The organism is Caballeronia concitans (assembly GCF_001544615.1).
In the GTDB taxonomy this organism is placed as follows: Bacteria; Pseudomonadota; Gammaproteobacteria; order Burkholderiales; family Burkholderiaceae; genus Caballeronia; species Caballeronia concitans.
Genome location: NZ_FCNV02000009.1, coordinates 38785 through 56055, shown reverse-complemented (window position 1 = coordinate 56055; position 17271 = coordinate 38785). Strand labels below are relative to the sequence as shown.

17 protein-coding genes are annotated in these 17271 nt (G+C 65.6%); 8 read left to right on the top strand and 9 right to left on the bottom strand.

Features of this window, described 5'->3' with window-relative positions; genetic code table 11:
- Positions 1–9: 9 nt before the first annotated feature.
- From AWB72_RS19485 to lpxK, 5 genes are all read right to left on the bottom strand, one after another.
- A complete protein-coding gene (locus tag AWB72_RS19485; RefSeq protein WP_087128514.1) occupies positions 10–768 on the bottom strand; it encodes a 3-hydroxyacyl-CoA dehydrogenase in 759 nt (252 codons plus the stop codon).
- Positions 769–899: 131 nt separating this feature from the next.
- Positions 900–1562, bottom strand: a complete 663-nt coding sequence (adk, locus tag AWB72_RS19480; protein ID WP_087128512.1) for an adenylate kinase — start codon at positions 1560–1562, stop codon at positions 900–902.
- A gap of 287 nt (positions 1563–1849) precedes the next feature.
- On the bottom strand, positions 1850–2641 hold the full coding sequence (gene kdsB, locus AWB72_RS19475; protein ID WP_087128511.1) for a 3-deoxy-manno-octulosonate cytidylyltransferase: 792 nt from the start codon (positions 2639–2641) through the stop codon (positions 1850–1852).
- Between the two features lie 19 nt (positions 2642–2660).
- A complete protein-coding gene (locus AWB72_RS19470; RefSeq protein WP_087128509.1) occupies positions 2661–2867 on the bottom strand; it encodes a Trm112 family protein in 207 nt (68 codons plus the stop codon).
- Positions 2848–3864 carry a tetraacyldisaccharide 4'-kinase gene (gene lpxK, locus AWB72_RS19465; protein ID WP_087128507.1) on the bottom strand — a complete coding sequence of 339 codons (1017 nt, stop codon included), beginning with the start codon at positions 3862–3864 and terminating at the stop codon, positions 2848–2850. The genes AWB72_RS19470 and lpxK overlap by 20 nt, the downstream gene beginning before the upstream one ends.
- A gap of 475 nt (positions 3865–4339) precedes the next feature.
- Between lpxK and xseA the strand changes: the two genes are divergently transcribed.
- From xseA to AWB72_RS29195, 3 genes are all read left to right on the top strand, one after another.
- Positions 4340–5707: an exodeoxyribonuclease VII large subunit gene (gene xseA, locus AWB72_RS19460; RefSeq protein WP_087128506.1), complete on the top strand. Its 1368-nt coding sequence runs from the start codon at positions 4340–4342 to the stop codon at positions 5705–5707.
- A gap of 206 nt (positions 5708–5913) precedes the next feature.
- Positions 5914–6495 (top strand): superoxide dismutase [Fe], encoded by a 582-nt coding sequence (gene sodB / locus AWB72_RS19455; protein ID WP_040051104.1) that lies wholly within the window; start codon positions 5914–5916, stop codon positions 6493–6495.
- 150 nt (positions 6496–6645) lie between these two features.
- Complete coding sequence (locus AWB72_RS29195; RefSeq protein WP_167550969.1) at positions 6646–6798, top strand: hypothetical protein; 153 nt, start codon at positions 6646–6648, stop codon at positions 6796–6798.
- 22 nt (positions 6799–6820) lie between these two features.
- On the opposite strand, the gene AWB72_RS19450 is transcribed toward AWB72_RS29195, so the two are convergent.
- The 3 genes from AWB72_RS19450 to AWB72_RS19440 all read right to left on the bottom strand — a co-directional run bounded on the left by AWB72_RS19450 (position 6821) and on the right by AWB72_RS19440 (position 10521).
- On the bottom strand, positions 6821–8092 hold the full coding sequence (locus tag AWB72_RS19450) for an EAL domain-containing protein (protein ID WP_087128504.1): 1272 nt from the start codon (positions 8090–8092) through the stop codon (positions 6821–6823).
- 233 nt (positions 8093–8325) lie between these two features.
- Entirely contained in the window at positions 8326–9759 is a 1434-nt protein-coding gene (gene mdtD / locus AWB72_RS19445) for a multidrug transporter subunit MdtD (protein ID WP_087128503.1), read from the bottom strand.
- A 15-nt stretch (positions 9760–9774) separates the two neighbouring features.
- Entirely contained in the window at positions 9775–10521 is a 747-nt protein-coding gene (locus AWB72_RS19440; protein ID WP_040051100.1) for a GntR family transcriptional regulator, read from the bottom strand.
- Between the two features lie 160 nt (positions 10522–10681).
- Here AWB72_RS19440 and AWB72_RS19435 point away from each other — a divergent pair, with 160 nt between their 5' ends.
- Positions 10682–10987 (top strand): type II toxin-antitoxin system RelE/ParE family toxin, encoded by a 306-nt coding sequence (locus tag AWB72_RS19435; protein WP_087128501.1) that lies wholly within the window; start codon positions 10682–10684, stop codon positions 10985–10987.
- A gap of 3 nt (positions 10988–10990) precedes the next feature.
- Positions 10991–11296 carry an addiction module antidote protein gene (locus AWB72_RS19430; protein WP_040051098.1) on the top strand — a complete coding sequence of 102 codons (306 nt, stop codon included), beginning with the start codon at positions 10991–10993 and terminating at the stop codon, positions 11294–11296.
- A 23-nt stretch (positions 11297–11319) separates the two neighbouring features.
- Here AWB72_RS19430 and AWB72_RS19425 read toward each other — a convergent pair whose 3' ends face one another.
- A complete protein-coding gene (locus AWB72_RS19425; RefSeq protein ID WP_087128500.1) occupies positions 11320–12537 on the bottom strand; it encodes an MFS transporter in 1218 nt (405 codons plus the stop codon).
- Positions 12538–12878: 341 nt separating this feature from the next.
- Here AWB72_RS19425 and xdhA point away from each other — a divergent pair, with 341 nt between their 5' ends.
- From xdhA to xdhC, 3 genes are read left to right on the top strand one after another with little or no spacing between them, the layout of a single operon-like run.
- The gene (gene xdhA / locus AWB72_RS19420; RefSeq protein WP_087128498.1) at positions 12879–14393 is read left to right on the top strand and encodes a xanthine dehydrogenase small subunit; all 1515 of its coding nucleotides are present in this window, start codon (positions 12879–12881) and stop codon (positions 14391–14393) included.
- A 12-nt stretch (positions 14394–14405) separates the two neighbouring features.
- Positions 14406–16769 carry a xanthine dehydrogenase molybdopterin binding subunit gene (gene xdhB / locus AWB72_RS19415; RefSeq protein WP_087128497.1) on the top strand — a complete coding sequence of 788 codons (2364 nt, stop codon included), beginning with the start codon at positions 14406–14408 and terminating at the stop codon, positions 16767–16769.
- Positions 16766–17263, top strand: a complete 498-nt coding sequence (gene xdhC / locus AWB72_RS19410; protein WP_087128495.1) for a xanthine dehydrogenase accessory protein XdhC — start codon at positions 16766–16768, stop codon at positions 17261–17263. The genes xdhB and xdhC overlap by 4 nt, the downstream gene beginning before the upstream one ends.
- Positions 17264–17271: the final 8 nt, after the last annotated feature.

Here is a 17271-nt window from a genome sequence, read left to right as displayed (position 1 = left end):
CATTTCACATCACTTCGGCTGAAGCCGGATCGCGCCGTCCAGACGGATCACTTCGCCGTTCAGCATCGGATTGTCGAAGATCTGCTTGACGAGCATCGCGTATTCGTCCGGCTTGCCCAGGCGCGGCGGAAACGGGACCATTGCGCCGAGCGCATCCTGCACGTCCTGCGGCATGCCGAGCAGCATCGGCGTTTCAAAGAGACCGGGCGCGATGGTCATCACGCGAATGCCGTTTCTCGACAAATCCCGCGCGATCGGCAGCGTCATGCCGGCGACACCGCTCTTCGACGCCGCATACGCCGCCTGGCCGATCTGCCCGTCGTACGCCGCCACCGACGCCGTGCTCACGATCACGCCGCGTTCGCCCGCGCCGTTCGGCTCGTTCTTCGACATCGCGCTCGCCGCGAGCCGGATCATGTTGAACGTGCCGATCAGATTCACCGCGACGACCTTGCTGAAGAGATCGAGCGGGTGAGGGCCGTCGCGTCCGACCGTCTTCGAGGCCGGCGCGATGCCCGCGCAGTTCACGAGCCCGCGCAGCGTGCCGAGCTTCGTCGCGGCATCGACGGCGCGTTGCGCGTCGTTCTCCTGGCTCACGTCGCATTTCACGAATTCGCCCGACAGTTCGCGCGCGAGCGCGGCGCCCGCTTTCTCGTTCATGTCGGCGATCACGACCTTGCCGCCGTTCGCCGCGACGAGCCGCGCGGTCGCCGCACCCAAACCCGATGCGCCGCCGGTGATCAGCACAACGTTGTCCTTCATCTCCATGTCTCGTCTCCTTGTGGGTAGATAGATGCCTTCTGGCGAGTCTCGCTGATTGTAGTCACGGGATTGCCCGCAAAAAGGCCGTAAAAAAACCCGCTCTTTTGGAGCGGGTTTCGATACCTTGCGCGATTGCCTTACTTCAATGCGTCGAACACGCGCGCGCGGATTTCATCGACGGTGCCGAGGCCGGAAATGCGGCGATACTCCGGCGCCTTCAGCCCATTCGACGGACCGCTCTTCGCCCAGTCGTTGTAATAGGCGATCAGCGGCTTGGTCTGCGCTTCGTACACGTCGAGACGCTTGCGAACCGTTTCTTCCTTGTCGTCCTCGCGCTGGATCAGCGGTTCGCCGGTGACGTCGTCGAGCATGTCGTTCTTCGGCGGATTGAACTTGACGTGATACGTCCGGCCCGACGCCGCATGCACGCGACGCCCGCTCATGCGCGTGATGATCTCGTCGAACGGAACGTCGATTTCCAGCACGTAATCGATGACGACGCCGGCGTTCTTCATGGCTTCCGCTTGCGGAATGGTGCGCGGAAAACCGTCGAACAGATAGCCGTTCGCGCAGTCGCTTTCGAGCAGACGCTCTTTCACCAGATTGATGATGAGCAGATCCGGCACGAGCTCGCCTGCATCCATGAAGCGCTTCGCCTCGACGCCGAGCGGCGAGCCCGCCTTGACGGCCGCGCGCAGCATGTCGCCGGTCGAAATCTGCGGGATGCCGAATTTCTCCTTGATGAAGTTTGCCTGGGTGCCCTTGCCCGCGCCGGGCGCGCCCAACAGGATCAAACGCATGGTGATATCTCCGAATCGTCTAGAAACCGCTCGGCACGAGGCCCGTCATATTGGATGCCGACGCTCGTGCGGCGTCGACGACAGGACGGCGCGGCCGATTCGAAAGCCGGCGCGGCACCCGCGGACAGCGGCGCAACGTTGAGCGTGGCGCTGACCGGGAGGCTCGCGCAATCGCCTGATTATGCCACGGCTCATTACGATCGCGGCCCTAATAGCGACTATGGAAACCGCGACGATGCCCGCCGCACAAGCGTTTGGCGGGGGTATACACCGGTTGCGCGATGCTTTCAGCCGGCGCGGGCGAAGAGCGCCTGAACGCGGGCGAGATCGGCCGGGGTATCGACGCCGGGCGGCGGGGCGTCGTGCGTCACGCGCACCGCGATGCGCTCGCCGTGCCACATCGCGCGCAATTGCTCCAGCGCTTCGGCCGCTTCGATGGGCGCCTGGGCGAGATTCGGGAAGCCGCGCAGGAACTTCGCGCGATACGCGTATAGGCCAATATGTCGCAGCACGTTTTCGGGAACGGCCGGCAGCGCGGAGAGCGCGGCGACGTCGGGCCAGTGCGGCTGCCACGCGTCGCGGGTCCAGGGAATCGGCGCGCGCGAGAAATAGAGCGCGACGCTCTTCGCGTCGAGCACGACTTTCACGACGTTCGGATTGAACACGTCGGCGGGATCGTGGATGGGATGCGCGGCCGTGGCGATCGCGCATTCGCCGTGCGCCGCCAGATGCGCGGCGACATCGCGCACGAGCTGCGGATCGACGAGCGGTTCGTCGCCCTGCACGTTGACGACGATCGCGTCGTCGTTGCAGTTCAGGCGCGTCGCGACTTCGGCGAGGCGGTCGGTGCCGGTCGGATGATCGGAGCGCGTGAGCATCACTTCGATGCCGTGATCGCGCGCTGCTTCGACGACGCGGTCGGAATCGGTCGCGACGAGCACCTGGCTCGCGCCCGATTCGCGCGCACGCTCGGCGACGCGCACGACCATCGGCTTGCCGCCGAGATCCGCGAGCGGCTTGTTCGGCAGGCGCGTGGACGCGAGGCGCGCGGGAATGACGGCGATGAACGGCACGGACATGGCGACGGCTCCGCGGCGCTTACGCGTCGCCGACGGGCTTGAGCGGCTCCACGGGCGTGCCTTCGACCGTCTGGCGCGCTTCGTCGACGAGCATCACGGGAATGCCGTCGCGGATCGGATAGGCGAGCTTGTCCGCGTTGCAGACGAGTTCCTGCGCGCCGCGGTCGTAGTTGAGCGGGCCCTTGCAGATCGGGCAGACGAGGATTTCAAGCAGACGTGCGTCCACGGAGTTTCTCCACAACGAGAGCGATGAGGCGAGGCCTGAGTACGGCCTGCACGGGAACGACCCAGATGCGCGCATCGCGCCAGGCCCCGAATTTTACTGCATCCTTCTCGGTGATCAGGATGGCGTCCGCCTCCACGGCGGCGAACGGATTTTCGCGATACGCGTAGTGATCCGGGAAGGCGCGCGTCGCGGGCGCGATGCCCGCCGCGCGCAGCGTCGCGAAGAATCGCTCGGGCGATCCGATGCCCGCCGCCGCGACCACTTTCTCGCCCGCGAACGCGGCGAGCGGACGGCGCATGGAGGGATCGTCGAGGCGCCACGCGTCGCCGGATTCGAGTTCGAGCGCGAACGTGTTCGGCCACGGCGGCAGCGTGCGGTCGTAGGGACTGTTGATGAGCGTGGCATCGCGATGACGCGACATCGGCTCGCGCAGCGGTCCGGCGGGCAGCAGGAAGCCGTTGCCGCCGAGGCGGTCGTCGAACACGACGAGTTCGAACGCGCGGGCGAGGCGATAGTGCTGCAGGCCGTCGTCGCTCACGATCGCGTCGATGTTCGGATGCGCCTGCAACAGCGCGCGCGCGGCGGCGACGCGGTCCGGGCACACGAACACCGGCGCGTGCGTGCGGCGCGCGATCAAGAGCGGCTCGTCGCCGACCTGCGCGGCGGCGCTAGCCGGCGTGACGCTCGTCGGCTGCGCGACCTTCGCGCCGTATCCGCGCGAGACGACGCCCGGCTGAAAGCCCGCCGCCCGCAGCGCTTCGACGAGCGCGATGACGGTCGGCGTCTTGCCGGTCCCGCCGACGGTCACGTTGCCGACGACGACCACCGGCACGCCCACATCGACGCGCTTCATCCAGCCCAGCTCGAAGCACGCGCGGCGCGTCGCGGCGATCGCGCCGAAAATGCACGCGAAGGGCGTCAGCGCCCACGCGACGGGACCGCGCCGGCGCCATTGGCGGGCGAGGAAGTTTTCGATCGGCGGCTTGAAGTCAGACATGGACCGCCTTTGCGTCGGGACGCGGCAAAGAGGTCGGATACGGCAGGGCGCGCAACGGCAACTCCTTCGGTTTCGGTCTCTCGTTGAACGGTTCGACCGGCGCGGCGCCCTCGAGGTCCAAGGCGTCTGCTTCAAGCCCCGGACGGCGTCGCGCCGATGCACGAACCCGGCACTCTATCGCGCGAGCGGGCCGCGCGCCAGTCGCGGCTCGAGGCGTACGTCCTGTGGATAAGTCTGTGAAGAACTTGCCGCCGAAAACGGCTGCATCCGCGATGGGAAAGAGTTGCTCCGGGAAAAGCGCTCGTCTATTAAGATTTGTCTCATCGAATCAACGGGTTGCCACGAACTCACGAGCCTTTCAGGGGCATCGCGCACGCGCTTCGGTAAGTCTTTCTTTGTGGACACTTGCTACACTGGCACGCATCTGTCCAGACCGGCCGGCATCGGCGCGGTCCGCTTACATCGACTTCAGGCCATGACTCCCGACTCCTTGCCGACGCCAGGCGGCGACGCCGTCATTCCCGTTTCCGTCCTCAATCGCGCGATCGGCACAATGCTCGAACGGTCGTTTCCGCTCGTGTGGGTGTCGGGCGAAGTATCGAATTTCACGCGCGCCGCGAGCGGCCACTGGTACTTCTCGATCAAGGACGCCAACGCGCAGATGCGCTGCGTGATGTTCCGCAGCCGCGCTCAGTACGCCGAATTCACGCCGCGCGAAGGCGACAAGATCGAAGTCCGTGCGCTCGTCACGATGTACGAGCCGCGCGGCGAATTGCAACTGAGCGTCGAAGCGGTGCGGCGCACGGGCCAGGGACGGCTGTACGAAGCGTTCCTGCGGCTCAAGGCGCAGCTCGAAAGCGAAGGGCTCTTCGCCGCCGAGCGAAAGCGGAAGCTGCCGACGCATCCGCGCGGCATCGGCATCGTCACGTCGCTGCAGGCGGCCGCGTTGCGCGATGTGCTCACCACGCTCGCGCGCCGTGCGCCGCACGTGCCGGTCATCGTGTATCCGGCGCCGGTGCAGGGCGCGGGCGTCGGCGCGAAGCTCGCGGCGATGGTCGAAGCCGCCAACGCGCGGCGCGAAGTCGATGTGCTGATCGTGTGCCGCGGCGGCGGGTCGATCGAAGACTTGTGGGCGTTCAACGAGGAAGTGCTCGCACGCGCGATCGCGTCGAGCGGGCTGCCGGTGGTGAGCGGCGTGGGCCACGAGACGGACTTCACCATCGCCGATTTCGCCGCCGATGTCCGCGCGCCCACGCCGACCGGCGCGGCGGAACTCGTCAGCCCGCAGCGCGTATTGCTGTTGCGCGAGCTGGATCATCGGCACGCGGCGCTGGCACGCGGCTTCGGCCGGTCGATGGAACGTCGCGCGCAGCAACTCGACTGGCTCGCGCGGCGGCTCGTGAGTCCCGCCGAACGGCTTGCGCGGCAGCGCGTGCATCTGCGGCAGCTCGCGAGCCGGCTCGCGGCGGCGGGCGCGCGGCCCGTGCGCGACGCGCGCGCGCATTTCGCGCTCGTGCGGTATCGATGGGAACGCAAGCGCCCGGATATCGCCGCGCAAAGCGAGCATGTGCAGCGGCTCGCGGGGCGCATCAGGCAGGCGAGCGAGCGTCAGCGGGAGCGCGAGAAGGCGTGCTTGTCGGAGTTGTCGGCGCGCTTGCAGGTGCTGAGTCCGCAGCGCACGCTGGAACGCGGCTACGCTGCGTTGATCGACGCGCAAACGGGCCGCGCGCTGCGTGCGCCGAATGCGCTGAAGCCGAAGCGCCCGCTCACCGTGCATCTCGCGGAAGGGTCGGCGGACGTGCTGCTCGCCGATGTCCAGCCGCGTCTGTCGGACGAATTCTGAAGCGGGCGCGGCGCATTTTTGACGTGCCGCGATCCCGCCCGATGCATCATCGCGAGCACTTTTTACGCCTCTTTTAGCGGTATGAAAGCGATCTTCCTCATAAAGGCCGGCGGTTTGCGGGGTTATCCCAACTCGCCTACAATCCATTGCTCCACTGCTTCACTCCTCACAGTCCCACAATTCACATAGAAAGGAAGCTCGCAATCATGGAACATACGCTCCCGCCGCTGCCGTTCGCCAAGAACGCGCTCGCTCCGCACATGTCGGAAGAAACGCTCGAGTATCACTATGGCAAGCACCACCAGACCTATGTGACCAAGCTCAACGAGCTGATCAAGGGCACCGAATTCGAGAACATGTCGCTCGAAGAGATCGTGAAGAAGTCGTCGGGCGGCGTGTTCAACAACTCGGCGCAGACGTGGAATCACACGTTCTTCTGGAACAGCCTGTCGCCGAACGGCGGCGGCGCTCCGAGCGGCGCGCTGGCCGACGCCATCAACGCCAAGTACGGTTCGGTCGACAAGTTCAAGGAAGAGTTCGCGAAGGTCGCCGTGGGCACGTTCGGCTCGGGCTGGGCCTGGCTCGTGAAGAAGACCGACGGCACGCTCGACATCGTGTCGACGAGCAACGCCGCCACGCCGCTCACCACTGACAGCAAGCCGCTCCTGACGCTGGACGTGTGGGAACACGCGTACTACATCGACTATCGCAATGCGCGTCCGAAGTTCATCGAAGCGTTCTGGAACATCGTGAACTGGGACTTCGCCGCGAAGAATTTCGGCGCGTAAGTGCTGTTCTAGCCGGTTTATTCACGATGCCGGCCGATACGAAAAAAGCCCTCCATGCGGGGGCTTTTTTGCGCCTGTCCGACGCGCGATGCCGTTCATGCCGACGGTTAAAATGGCGGTTTAGTCGCACGCATCGCACGCATTCGCATCATGAAACGCTTCGCAGCTTTATGCCTCACGGCGTGGTCGGCTGCCGCGCTGCTTTACTTCGGGCGGCATTCCACGGCGTTCATCGTTCTGTCGGGCGTGCTCGCGCTGGCGGGCTTCGACCTGTTGCGGCCCGAATCGAACGAAGAGTCGTGATTTATTTCGGACAGCTTGATTTCTACTGACGCCGCGCCGCTTCCCAGTTGATATCGACGCATAGCACCTGCAAGCCATAAGGCGTTTGCGCCGCGATCGACGCCGTCACGCACAAGTGCGCCTCGTTGATCGACAGATACGGCGCCGTCAGATGCACGCGCCCCGGCGCACGCAGCGCCTCGATGAAATACGGCCGGCGCTCCCAGCTCGCGCCTTCCGAATGCAGCAGCGGGCTGAAGCGCTTCGCGCGCTGCGACGTGCGCACGACCGGCACGACGTTATCGCCGATCTGACGCCCGGCGTGATCGAGCAGGAAGCAGCGCGCGGTATCGGCGAGTTGCAGCAGCTCGCTCGTCGCGGCCATCAGCGTTTCGCCTTCCATCAGCTTGACGGCCGCGCGTTCCAGTCCGCTCACGTACGGCTCCAGACGTGCCGCCTGCGCGCGCTCGCGGGCCGCGACGCGTTCGCGAGATGCAGCGGACAGCGCATCCATCGTGCTCGCGGCGACTTCGCTGTGCACGGCATCGACGCTCGGCTGCGCGAAATACGCGCCCTGCACGAAATCGACGTTGCATTCCAGCGCGATGAGCGCGTCGCGTTCGGTCGTCAAGCCGCCCATCAGCACGAGTTGCCCGGATTCATGCAGCAGCGACACGAGCCGCGGCAGGACGCGTTCGATATGGGAATGCTCGGTCGCCTGCTGAAGGATGCAGCGGTCGAGCGTCACGATGTCCGGCCGCAGATGCCACACGCGGTCGATGTTCGAATGCTTCACGCCGAAGCCGTCGAGCGCGATCAGAAAGCCCGACTTGCGCAGCGAATCGACGATTTCCGTGAACCGCGTGGTCTCGCCGCCCGCCTGCTCGGGCACTTCGAGCACCACGCGCTGCGGCGGCAAACCGATGTCCTTGAGCGCGGCGAGGAGGGCATCGCCGTAACTCGTGTCCATCAGCGCGGCGGGATGAAGGCTCAGAAAGAGCCATTCGTCGTGGCTGTCGAATGCGTTGAAGTTGCCGAGATGAAGCGATTCCGCGAGCCGCCCGAGTTCGAGCAGGTCGCCGCGCCGCGCGGCCTGCGTGAAGACTTCATGCGACGGCACATGGCGATGCGTATCGTCCCGCGCACGCAGCGACGCGTGATAGCCGATCGCGCGCCGGTGCGACACCGAAAACACCGGCTGGAACACGCTGAAAACCGTGTACTCGCCGTACAGCACGGTGCGACGCGAGCCGTCGTCGCCGGCGACCGGGCGCGGCGGCTGGAAGCGGGGAGGATCGATGTCAACCATGCTCATGGTTTGGGCGCGCGGGAATCGGCTTATTGAGATACCGGCAGTTTACAAGATCGGGCGTTCGATAGTTCGAGCAAAAAGCGTGCGAATCGAATATCGGCCGGGCATTGCGCGGCATTCGTGTGTGCATTGGCGATGCGGGAAGGCGAAGCATCGCGAGAACGTCGCGTCGCGGTGCCGGGCGCACCGGGGCGGTGCGGTGCGCACTTCGGGGTGGCGGATCGCCCGTGCATCGTTCAGTTCGATTCCTGCGGATCCGGCTTTCGCGGCGCGCCGCGCACTTCCGGCGCGAGCTGCCCGAAGATCCAAGCGGTCGCCGCCGTGATGACGCCCACGCAAAGAAACGTCGCGTGGAACGCGGGCAGCGAGTTCGTCTCCGTCACCCGCGGCAGGAGTCCGGTGAAGGTCGAAAGAATCGCGCCGGCGACGGTCACGCCGAGGCTCATCGAGAGCATCTGCACGAGCGAGAACAGGCTGTTGCCGCTACTCGCGCCGCCCGTGCCCAGGTCTTTCAGCGTGAGCGTGTTCATCGCGGTGAACTGCATCGAATTGACGGCGCCGAATGCGGCGAGCTGCACGAGGCGCAGCCAGAGCGGCTGATGCGCGCTCGTCAGCGAGAAGCTCGCCATCATCAGGCCGACGAGCACGGTGTTCACGACGAGCACCGGCCGATAGCCGAAGCGCTCGATCAGCCGCGTCACGAGCCGCTTGCTCAGCATGCCGGCGGCGGCGACGGGCAGCATCATCATGCCGGCTTCGAACGCGCTGTAACCGAGGCTCACTTGCAGCAGCAGCGGGATCAGATAAGGCATCGCGCCGCTGCCGATGCGCGCGAACAGATTGCCGAGCAAGCCGACGCTGAACGTGTGGATCTTGAAGAGATCGAGCGGGAAGATGGGCTGCGCGGCGCGCGTCGCATGCAGGCCGTACGCGACGAAGCAGCCGAAGCTCAGGATCAGCAGCACGAGCACGATGGCGTGCTGCAAGCCGAGATCGGCGAGGCCGTCGAGCGAGATCGTCAGCGCGACCATGCCGATGGCGAGCAGCAGATAGCCCGCCAGATCGAAGCGCGGCGTCGCGGGATTGCGGCTGTCGGGCATGTACAGGTTCGTCGCGATGCAGCCGATCACGCCCACCGGCACGTTGATCAGAAAGATCCAGTGCCACGACGCGATCTGCACGAGCCAGCCGCCGAGCGTCGGTCCGATGAGCGGCCCGATCAGCCCCGGAATCGCGACGAACGCGAGCGCGGACAGATAGCGCTCCGCCGGAAACACGCGCAGCACGGCGAGCCGTCCGACCGGCAGCAGCATCGCGCCGCCCACGCCCTGCACCACGCGATACGCGACGAGCGCCTGCAGCGACTGCGCCTTCGCGCACAACAGCGAGCCGATGGTGAACACGAGGATCGCGCTGAAGAACACGCGCTTCGTGCCGAGCTTGTCCGCGAGCCAGCCGGAGACGGGAATCATCATCGCCATCGTGAGCGAGTAGGCGATGACGACGCCCTGCATGCGCAGCGGCGCTTCGCCCAGGCTTCGCGCCATGGCGGGGAGCGCGGTGTTGACGATCGTGGAATCGAGCGTCTGCATGAAGAAGCCCGTTGCCACGAGCCACAGCATGATGGAAAGCGATCTGTCGGACGGCTGGGCTGCGGCGGTATCGGTCATGGGCGGGCGACGTCGTTATTTGCGCAGTTCGGCGACGAAGTCGTAGTAGTCGTTGCGACAGTAGGTATCGGTCAGCTCGATCGCGCGCTGATCGGCGGTATAGCCCACGCGCGTGATGAGCAGCAGTGCGTCGTGCGGCGCGATGCCCATTTGCTCAGCAATCTCCGGGCTCGCGTTCACCGCGCGGAAATGCTGGAGCGCGCGGACGATGGAGAGGCCGCGCGCATCGAGATAGCTGTAGAGCGAATCGCCGATGGAAAGCGGATCCGGGACGAGCGACGCGGGGAAGGTGGAGTTCTCGACGGCCATCACGATGTCGTCGGCGAGACGCAGGCGTTTCAGGCGCGTGACGGTCGCGGCGGGCGAAAGCCCGAGCTGGATGACTTCTTCGCGATTGGCCGGCTCGATGGTGCGCGAGAGCCATTTCGAACTGGGCTGGAAGCCGCGTCGCCTGAGCATTTCCGAGAAGCTGGAGAGCCGCGAGAGCGGGTCTTCGTAGCGCGGCCGGATGAAGCTGCCGGCGCCTTGCTCGCGTCGAATGAGCCCTTGTTCGACGAGCAGCGCGATGGCTTTTCTCGACGTGATCCGCGATACGCCGAGCGCTTCGGACAACACGCGTTCCGAGGGCAGCGCTTCGCCGGCGTTCCAGCGATTGTCGTGGATGGCGTCGGTGAGCTTGCGGGCGAGTTGGAGATAAAGCGGCGTGTCGCTGTCCGGGTCCGGGCGCAAGTCGCGCCAGCGGTCTTCCGAGGTCGAGTTCATAAATCGGACGCTGTGGGCTAAGCGGCGATTTTAAGACAAAGCGTGGAGACGAAGGGGAGTGCAGTCTCGTACGCTCTCGTGATTGGCAAGCGCGAGCAGGCTTGCCGCGAGGAAGCCGCGGTGTGAACTGCAGTTTACGTGATGTGAACCATGGATTACTATGACCGTGTTGACCATTCGCACGACCGAGATCTTCGATGACTGGTTTGAGTCGCTGAAAGACCGCATCGACAAGCGCCGAATACAAGCCCGCATCGACCGATTAGCGATGGGAAATCCGGGAGACACCAACTCGGCGGGCTCACCGGTTGTCGAAATGCGCATTGACCACGGGCCGGGCTATCGCGTCTATTACGTGCAGCGAGGAGATGTGCTGGTGATTCTTCTATGTGGTGGCGACAAGTCGACCCAGGCGAGAGACATCAAGTCTGCGCACGGAATGTTGCCTTACCTTGATCTGGAATGAACGATGACCGCAGCCAAACTCAAAACCCGCCCCTGGGATTCCGCCGAACACCTGCGAACCGACGACGACATCGCCGAGTACTTCGACGCGTGCCTTCAGGAAGGCGCTGACGATCCCGCTTTCATCGCGCATGCGCTCGGTGTGATCGCCCGGGCGCGCGGCATGGCGCAAGTTGCGCGCGACAGCGGCATCAGCCGCGAAGGGCTTTATAAAGCGCTGTCCGAAGACGGGAACCCGAGCTTCGGCACGATCCTGAAAGTCGTCAAAGCGCTCGGGCTTCGACTGCACGGCTCGAAAGCCGGCTCCTAGCGACAGTCGGAACGCGCGCGGCGTCAAGCCGTCGCCGCCCCACCGACCCCGCGCCCCGCCCGCATATAAAGCGCGACCGACAACGCCACGGCCATCGCCGCCGCGACCGCCGCGAACAGGAACACCGATCCATACCCGAACTCGCCCGCGACATATCCCGCGAGCGGCCCGGTCAATCCGAGCGACAAATCCAGGAACACGGAATACGCCGACAGCGCCGCGCCCCGGCTCGCGGGTGGCACGAGTCCGACCGCCTCGACGCCGAGCGCCGGGAACACGAGCGCGAAGCCGCAGCCCGTCAGCGCCGCGCCCGCGAGCGCGAACGTCGGTTCCGCCGAAAGCCACAGCATCAACAAGCCCGCGCATTCGAGCGCGAACGACACGATCGCCACGCGGAATCCGCCGTAGGTCTTGATCGTGTTCGCGAACAGCAGGCGCGCGCCGACGAACGTCGTGCCGAACACGGTCAGCGAAAGCGCGGCGTTCGGCCAGTTATGCGCCGCGTAGAAAAGCGTGATGAAGGTGGCGATGGAACCGAAGCCCGCCGATCCGAGCGCCAACCCGAAGCCATACGGCAGCACGCGGAAGAACACGCTGCGATACGACATGCGCTCGCCGTGCACCACGGGCACGCTCGCCATGCGCGTCGCGAGCCAGTAGCCGATCGCGCCGAGCGCAATGACGATCAACGCGAGCGCGCCGAAGCCCAGCGAATGATCGACCGCGACGCCGAGCGGCGCGCCGATCGCGAGCGCGCCGTAAGTCGCGATGCCGTTCCACGAAATCACCTTCGCGTTATGCGCGACGCCCACGCGCCCGATGCCCCACGTGATCGATCCCGTCCCGACCCAGCTTTCGCCGAAGCCCAGCACGAGCCGCGCGACGACTAGCAGCGCGAGGCTCACCGCATGCCATTGCGCCGCGAGCGCCGATCCCAGCAGCAGCACGCCGCTCGCCGCGCACGCGGCCAGCCCGTAGAGCACGGTTTTCTTCGGCCCGAGCGTATCGGCGGTGCGGCCGGCGAGCGGACGCGAAAGCAGTGTCGCGAAGTACTGCACGCTGATCGCGGCGCCCGCCATCACCGAGCCATAGCCGAGATCCGTGTGCACGAAGCCCGGCAGCACCGCGAGCGGAATGCCGATCGTCAGGTAGCAGAGGAACGTGTACAGCACGACCGACACGATGCGTAAGGTGACGGCCAGATCGCTTGGCGGCGCGGCGGTGCGGGACTCGGTGGACATAGGGAAAATGCGGGGTTGAACTCGGCGGGAAGCCGTGATTCTCCCATATGTTGCGGCGCAGCGTCGCGGGCGTTTTGTAACCGGATGGACCAAATTGCCGTCGCGTACGATCGTGCGGTATCGGCGCCAGGCTTGTCCAGCAAGGCTTCGCGGACTTATCGCGACACGAATATGTCGTACATGCAATGTCGGCTATGGGTCACGGATATTGGCAGTGGTAGCTTTCGAACCATCGAGGCGGTCGGACTAATCTGAAAATGATGCCGCCGATCCTCACCGCCACCGGCTGCGCACCCCGCGCAACCAGCAAGAGACATCGAAGCCCCGCGAGACACGATTCCATGAGCGAGCCCATCCGTTTCTACCATCGCAACGCCGTTCGCGAAGTCAGCGGCGCGTCCACCACTCGCACCGTCCTGCAATACCTGCGCGAAGACGCGCGCTGCACCGGCACCAAGGAAGGCTGCGCCGAAGGCGATTGCGGCGCGTGCACGGTCGTCGTCGGCGAGCCGGACGGCGCGGGCGGCGTCGCGTTCAAGGCGGTCAACGCGTGCGTGCAATTCCTGCCGACGCTCGATGGCCGCGCGCTCTTCACCGTCGAGGACCTGCGGCAACCGGACGGCTCGCTGCATCCGGTGCAGCAGGCGCTCGTCGATTGTCACGGTTCGCAGTGCGGCTTCTGTACGCCGGGCTTTGCCATGTCGATGTTCGCGCTCTACGAGAAGCACGGCCACGCGAGCGCGAATTGCGCGCACAAGACCGTGCCGACGCGCCAGGAAATCAGCGATGCGCTCACGGGCAATCTGTGCCGCTGCACGGGATATCGGCCGATCATCGATGCCGCCGAGCGCATGTTCGATCACGCGCCGCTCGCGCCGCTCAATGCCGAATCGCTCGCGCGCACGCTCGATACGCTCAAGCGCGGCGATACTTTCCACTACGAGCACGCGGGCCGCGAGTTCGACGCGCCGCGCACCGTCGAAGCCCTCGCGCAACTCAAGGCGCAGAAGCCGGGCGCGCGCCTGCTCGCGGGCAGCACGGACGTCGGCTTGTGGGTGACGAAGCAGTTGCGCGATCTCGGCGACGTCATCTACATCGGCCAGATCGAGGCGATGAAGCGCGTCGAGACCACGGACGAGTGGATCGAGATCGGCGCGGGCGTGACGGTCGAGCGCGCGTATGCGGAACTGTTCAAGACGTATCCCGAACTCGAGGAAATGTGGCTGCGCTTCGCGTCATTGCCGATCCGCAACGCGGGCACGATCGGCGGCAACGTCGCGAACGGCTCGCCCATCGGCGATTCGATGCCCGGCCTCATCGCGCTGAACGCACGCGTGGTGCTGGCGAGCATCGACGGCATGCGCGAGATGCCGCTCGAAGATTTGTACCTCGCGTATCAGAAGAAGGACATGGCGGAGCACGAATTCGTCGCGGCCATCAAGGTGCCGACGCGCGCCGGCAAGCGCGCGAATCTGCGCTTTCGCACGTACAAGCTCTCGAAGCGTTTCGACTCCGATATCTCCGCCGTGTGCGCCGCGTTCGCGTATATCGCGGATGGCGACGTGATCCGCGAGCCGCGCGTCGCGTTCGGCGGCATGGCCGCGACGCCGAAGCGCGCCGCGCGCACCGAAGCCGCGCTCGCCGATGCGCAATGGCACGAAGCGACCGCGCAAGCCGCGATGCGCGCGCTCGCCGACGACTACGCGCCGCTCACCGACATGCGCGCGTCGAGCGCGTATCGGCTGGATACGGCGAAGAGCCTGCTGTATCGCTTCTGGCTGGAGACGCGTCCGCATAATCCGCTCGAAAAATCGAAGCTGGATGTGCGCGCGATCGAACTCGTCGAAGTGAAGTGAGGACACAGACAAATGAATCAGCAAGCCGAAGCCTTTCTCGCCGAAGCGCAATCCGCCGCCGAAGCCGCCGACGATTTCAAGCAGGTCCACGTTTCGCGTCCGCATGAATCGGCGCATCTGCATGTGAGCGGGCGCGCGAGCTATACGGACGACATCCCGCTCGTCGCGGGCACGCTGCACGCCGCGCTCGGCCTCAGCCCGAAAGCGCACGCGAAGATCGTCTCGATGAATCTCGATGCCGTGCGTGCGACGCCCGGCGTCGTCGCCGTCTTCACCGCCGATGACATTCCCGGCGTCAACGACTGCGGCCCGATCATCCACGACGATCCGATTCTCGCGCCCGGCGTCGTGCAGTACGTCGGCCAGCCGATGTTCATCGTCGTCGCGACATCGCACGATACGGCGCGGCTCGCGGCGCGCCGCGCGGATATCGCGTTCGAAGACTTGCCCGCCGTGCTCACCGCCGAGGACGCGCGGCGCGCGCAATCGTATGTGCTCAATCCGCTGAAGCTCTCGCGCGGCGACGCGGCGGCCCGCATGTCGAAGGCCGCGCATCATGAACGCGGCGCGATGAAGCTCGGCGGCCAGGAGCAGTTCTATCTCGAAGGCCAGATCGCGTACGCCGTGCCGAAGGACGACGACGGCATGCACGTGTACTGCTCGACGCAGCATCCGACCGAGATGCAGCATCTCGTCGCGCACGTGCTCGGCGTGCATTCGCATAACGTGCTCGTCGAATGCCGGCGCATGGGCGGCGGCTTCGGCGGCAAGGAATCGCAATCGGGGATGTTCGCGTGCTGCGCGTCGCTGGCGGCGTGGAAGCTCTTGTGTCCGGTGAAGCTGCGCCCCGATCGCGACGACGACATGATGATCACCGGCAAGCGCCACGACTTCGTGTACGACTTCGAAGTGGGCTACGACGATGACGGCGTGATCGAAGGCGTCGCCGTGGACATGACGTCGCGCTGCGGCTTCTCCGCCGATCTGTCGGGACCTGTGATGACGCGCGCCGTCTGTCACTTCGACAACGCGTACTGGCTGTCCGACGTGGCGATCGAAGGCTATTGCGGCAAGACCAACACGCAGTCGAACACCGCGTTTCGCGGCTTCGGCGGGCCGCAGGGCGCGTTCGGCATCGAGTACATCATGGACAACATCGCGCGATCCGTGGGCCGCGATTCGCTCGATGTGCGCCTCGCCAACCTCTACGGCAAGACGGAGAACAACCGCACGCCGTATGGGCAGACGGTCGAAGACAACGTGCTGCACGAGCTGATCGGCGAGCTGGCCGCGACGAGCGACTATTGCCGCCGCCGCGAAGCCGTTCGCGAGTTCAACGCGAACAACGAGATTCTGAAGAAGGGCCTCGCGCTCACGCCGGTCAAGTTCGGCATTGCGTTCAACGTCACGCACTTCAATCAGGCCGGCGCGCTGGTGCATATCTATACCGATGGCTCGATCCTCGTGAACCACGGCGGCACGGAGATGGGGCAGGGCTTGAACACGAAGGTCGCGCAAGTGGTGGCGCACGAGCTTGGCATCGACTTCGGGCGCGTGCGCGTGACTGCGACCGATACGAGCAAGGTGGCGAATACGTCGGCGACGGCGGCATCGACGGGAACGGACCTCAACGGCAAGGCCGCGCAGGACGCCGCGCGCCAGTTGCGCGAGCGGCTCGCATCGTTCGCGGCGGAGAAGTTCGGCGCGGGCGCGGTGACGGCGGCGGACGTGCGCTTTGCGAACGACCGCGTGATCGTCGGCGATGACGCGATTCCGTTCGGCGAAGTCGTCGCGAAGGCGTATCTCGCGCGCGTGCAGTTGTGGTCCGACGGCTTCTACGCGACGCCCAAGCTCTACTGGGATCAGGCGTCGATGCAGGGCCGCCCGTTCTACTACTACTCGTACGGCGCGGCAGTGTCCGAAGTGGTCATCGACACGCTCACCGGCGAAATGCGCGTGCTGCGCGCGGACGCGTTGCATGACGTGGGCGCATCGCTGAATCCGGCGCTCGACATCGGGCAGGTGGAAGGCGCGTTCGTGCAGGGCATGGGCTGGCTCACGACCGAAGAGCTCTGGTGGAACGATAACGGCAAGCTGATGACGCACGCGCCATCGACGTACAAGATTCCGACCGTGAACGACATGCCCGCGGATTTCCGCGTGTCGCTTTTCAAGAACCGCAACGCGGAGGACAGCATTCATCGCTCGAAGGCAGTCGGCGAGCCGCCGCTCCTGCTGCCGTTCTCGGTGTTCTTCGCGATCCGCGATGCGGTCTCGGCGGTCGGCGATCACAAGGTGAATCCGCCGCTGAACGCGCCGGCGACGGCCGAGGAAATTCTGCGCGCCGTCAACGCGGTGAGGAGCGCGCGGTCATGATGCACGTCGTGTTGTTCGGCGCGGGCCATGTCGGCCACGCGCTCGCGAAGGTGCTCGGGATGCTGCCGTGCGTCGTCCAGTGGGTCGATGCGCGCGACGAACTGTTCCCCGACGAAGTCCCCGCCAACGTGCAGATCGAAGCGACGGACACGCCGGACGTCATCGTCGACGAAGCGCCCGCCGGGGCGTATTTCATCGTGATGACGCACGATCATTCGCTCGACTTCGCGCTCACGCAGCGGATCATGCGGCGCGACGACTTCGCGTATTTCGGGCTGATCGGATCGGCGACGAAGCGCGTGAAGTTCGAGCGCAGATTAGTCGAACGTGGACTGGCGGCGGAGCGTTTGCGCGAGATGACGTGTCCGATCGGCGTCGAAGGAATCGTCGATAAGGCGCCGCCTTCCATCGCGCTGGCCGTGGCGGCGGAACTGTTGCGCGTGCGGGAAACCACGGCGCGATTCTCTTCGGCGAGGGCGTTCGTTACGGCGTGAACGCCTCC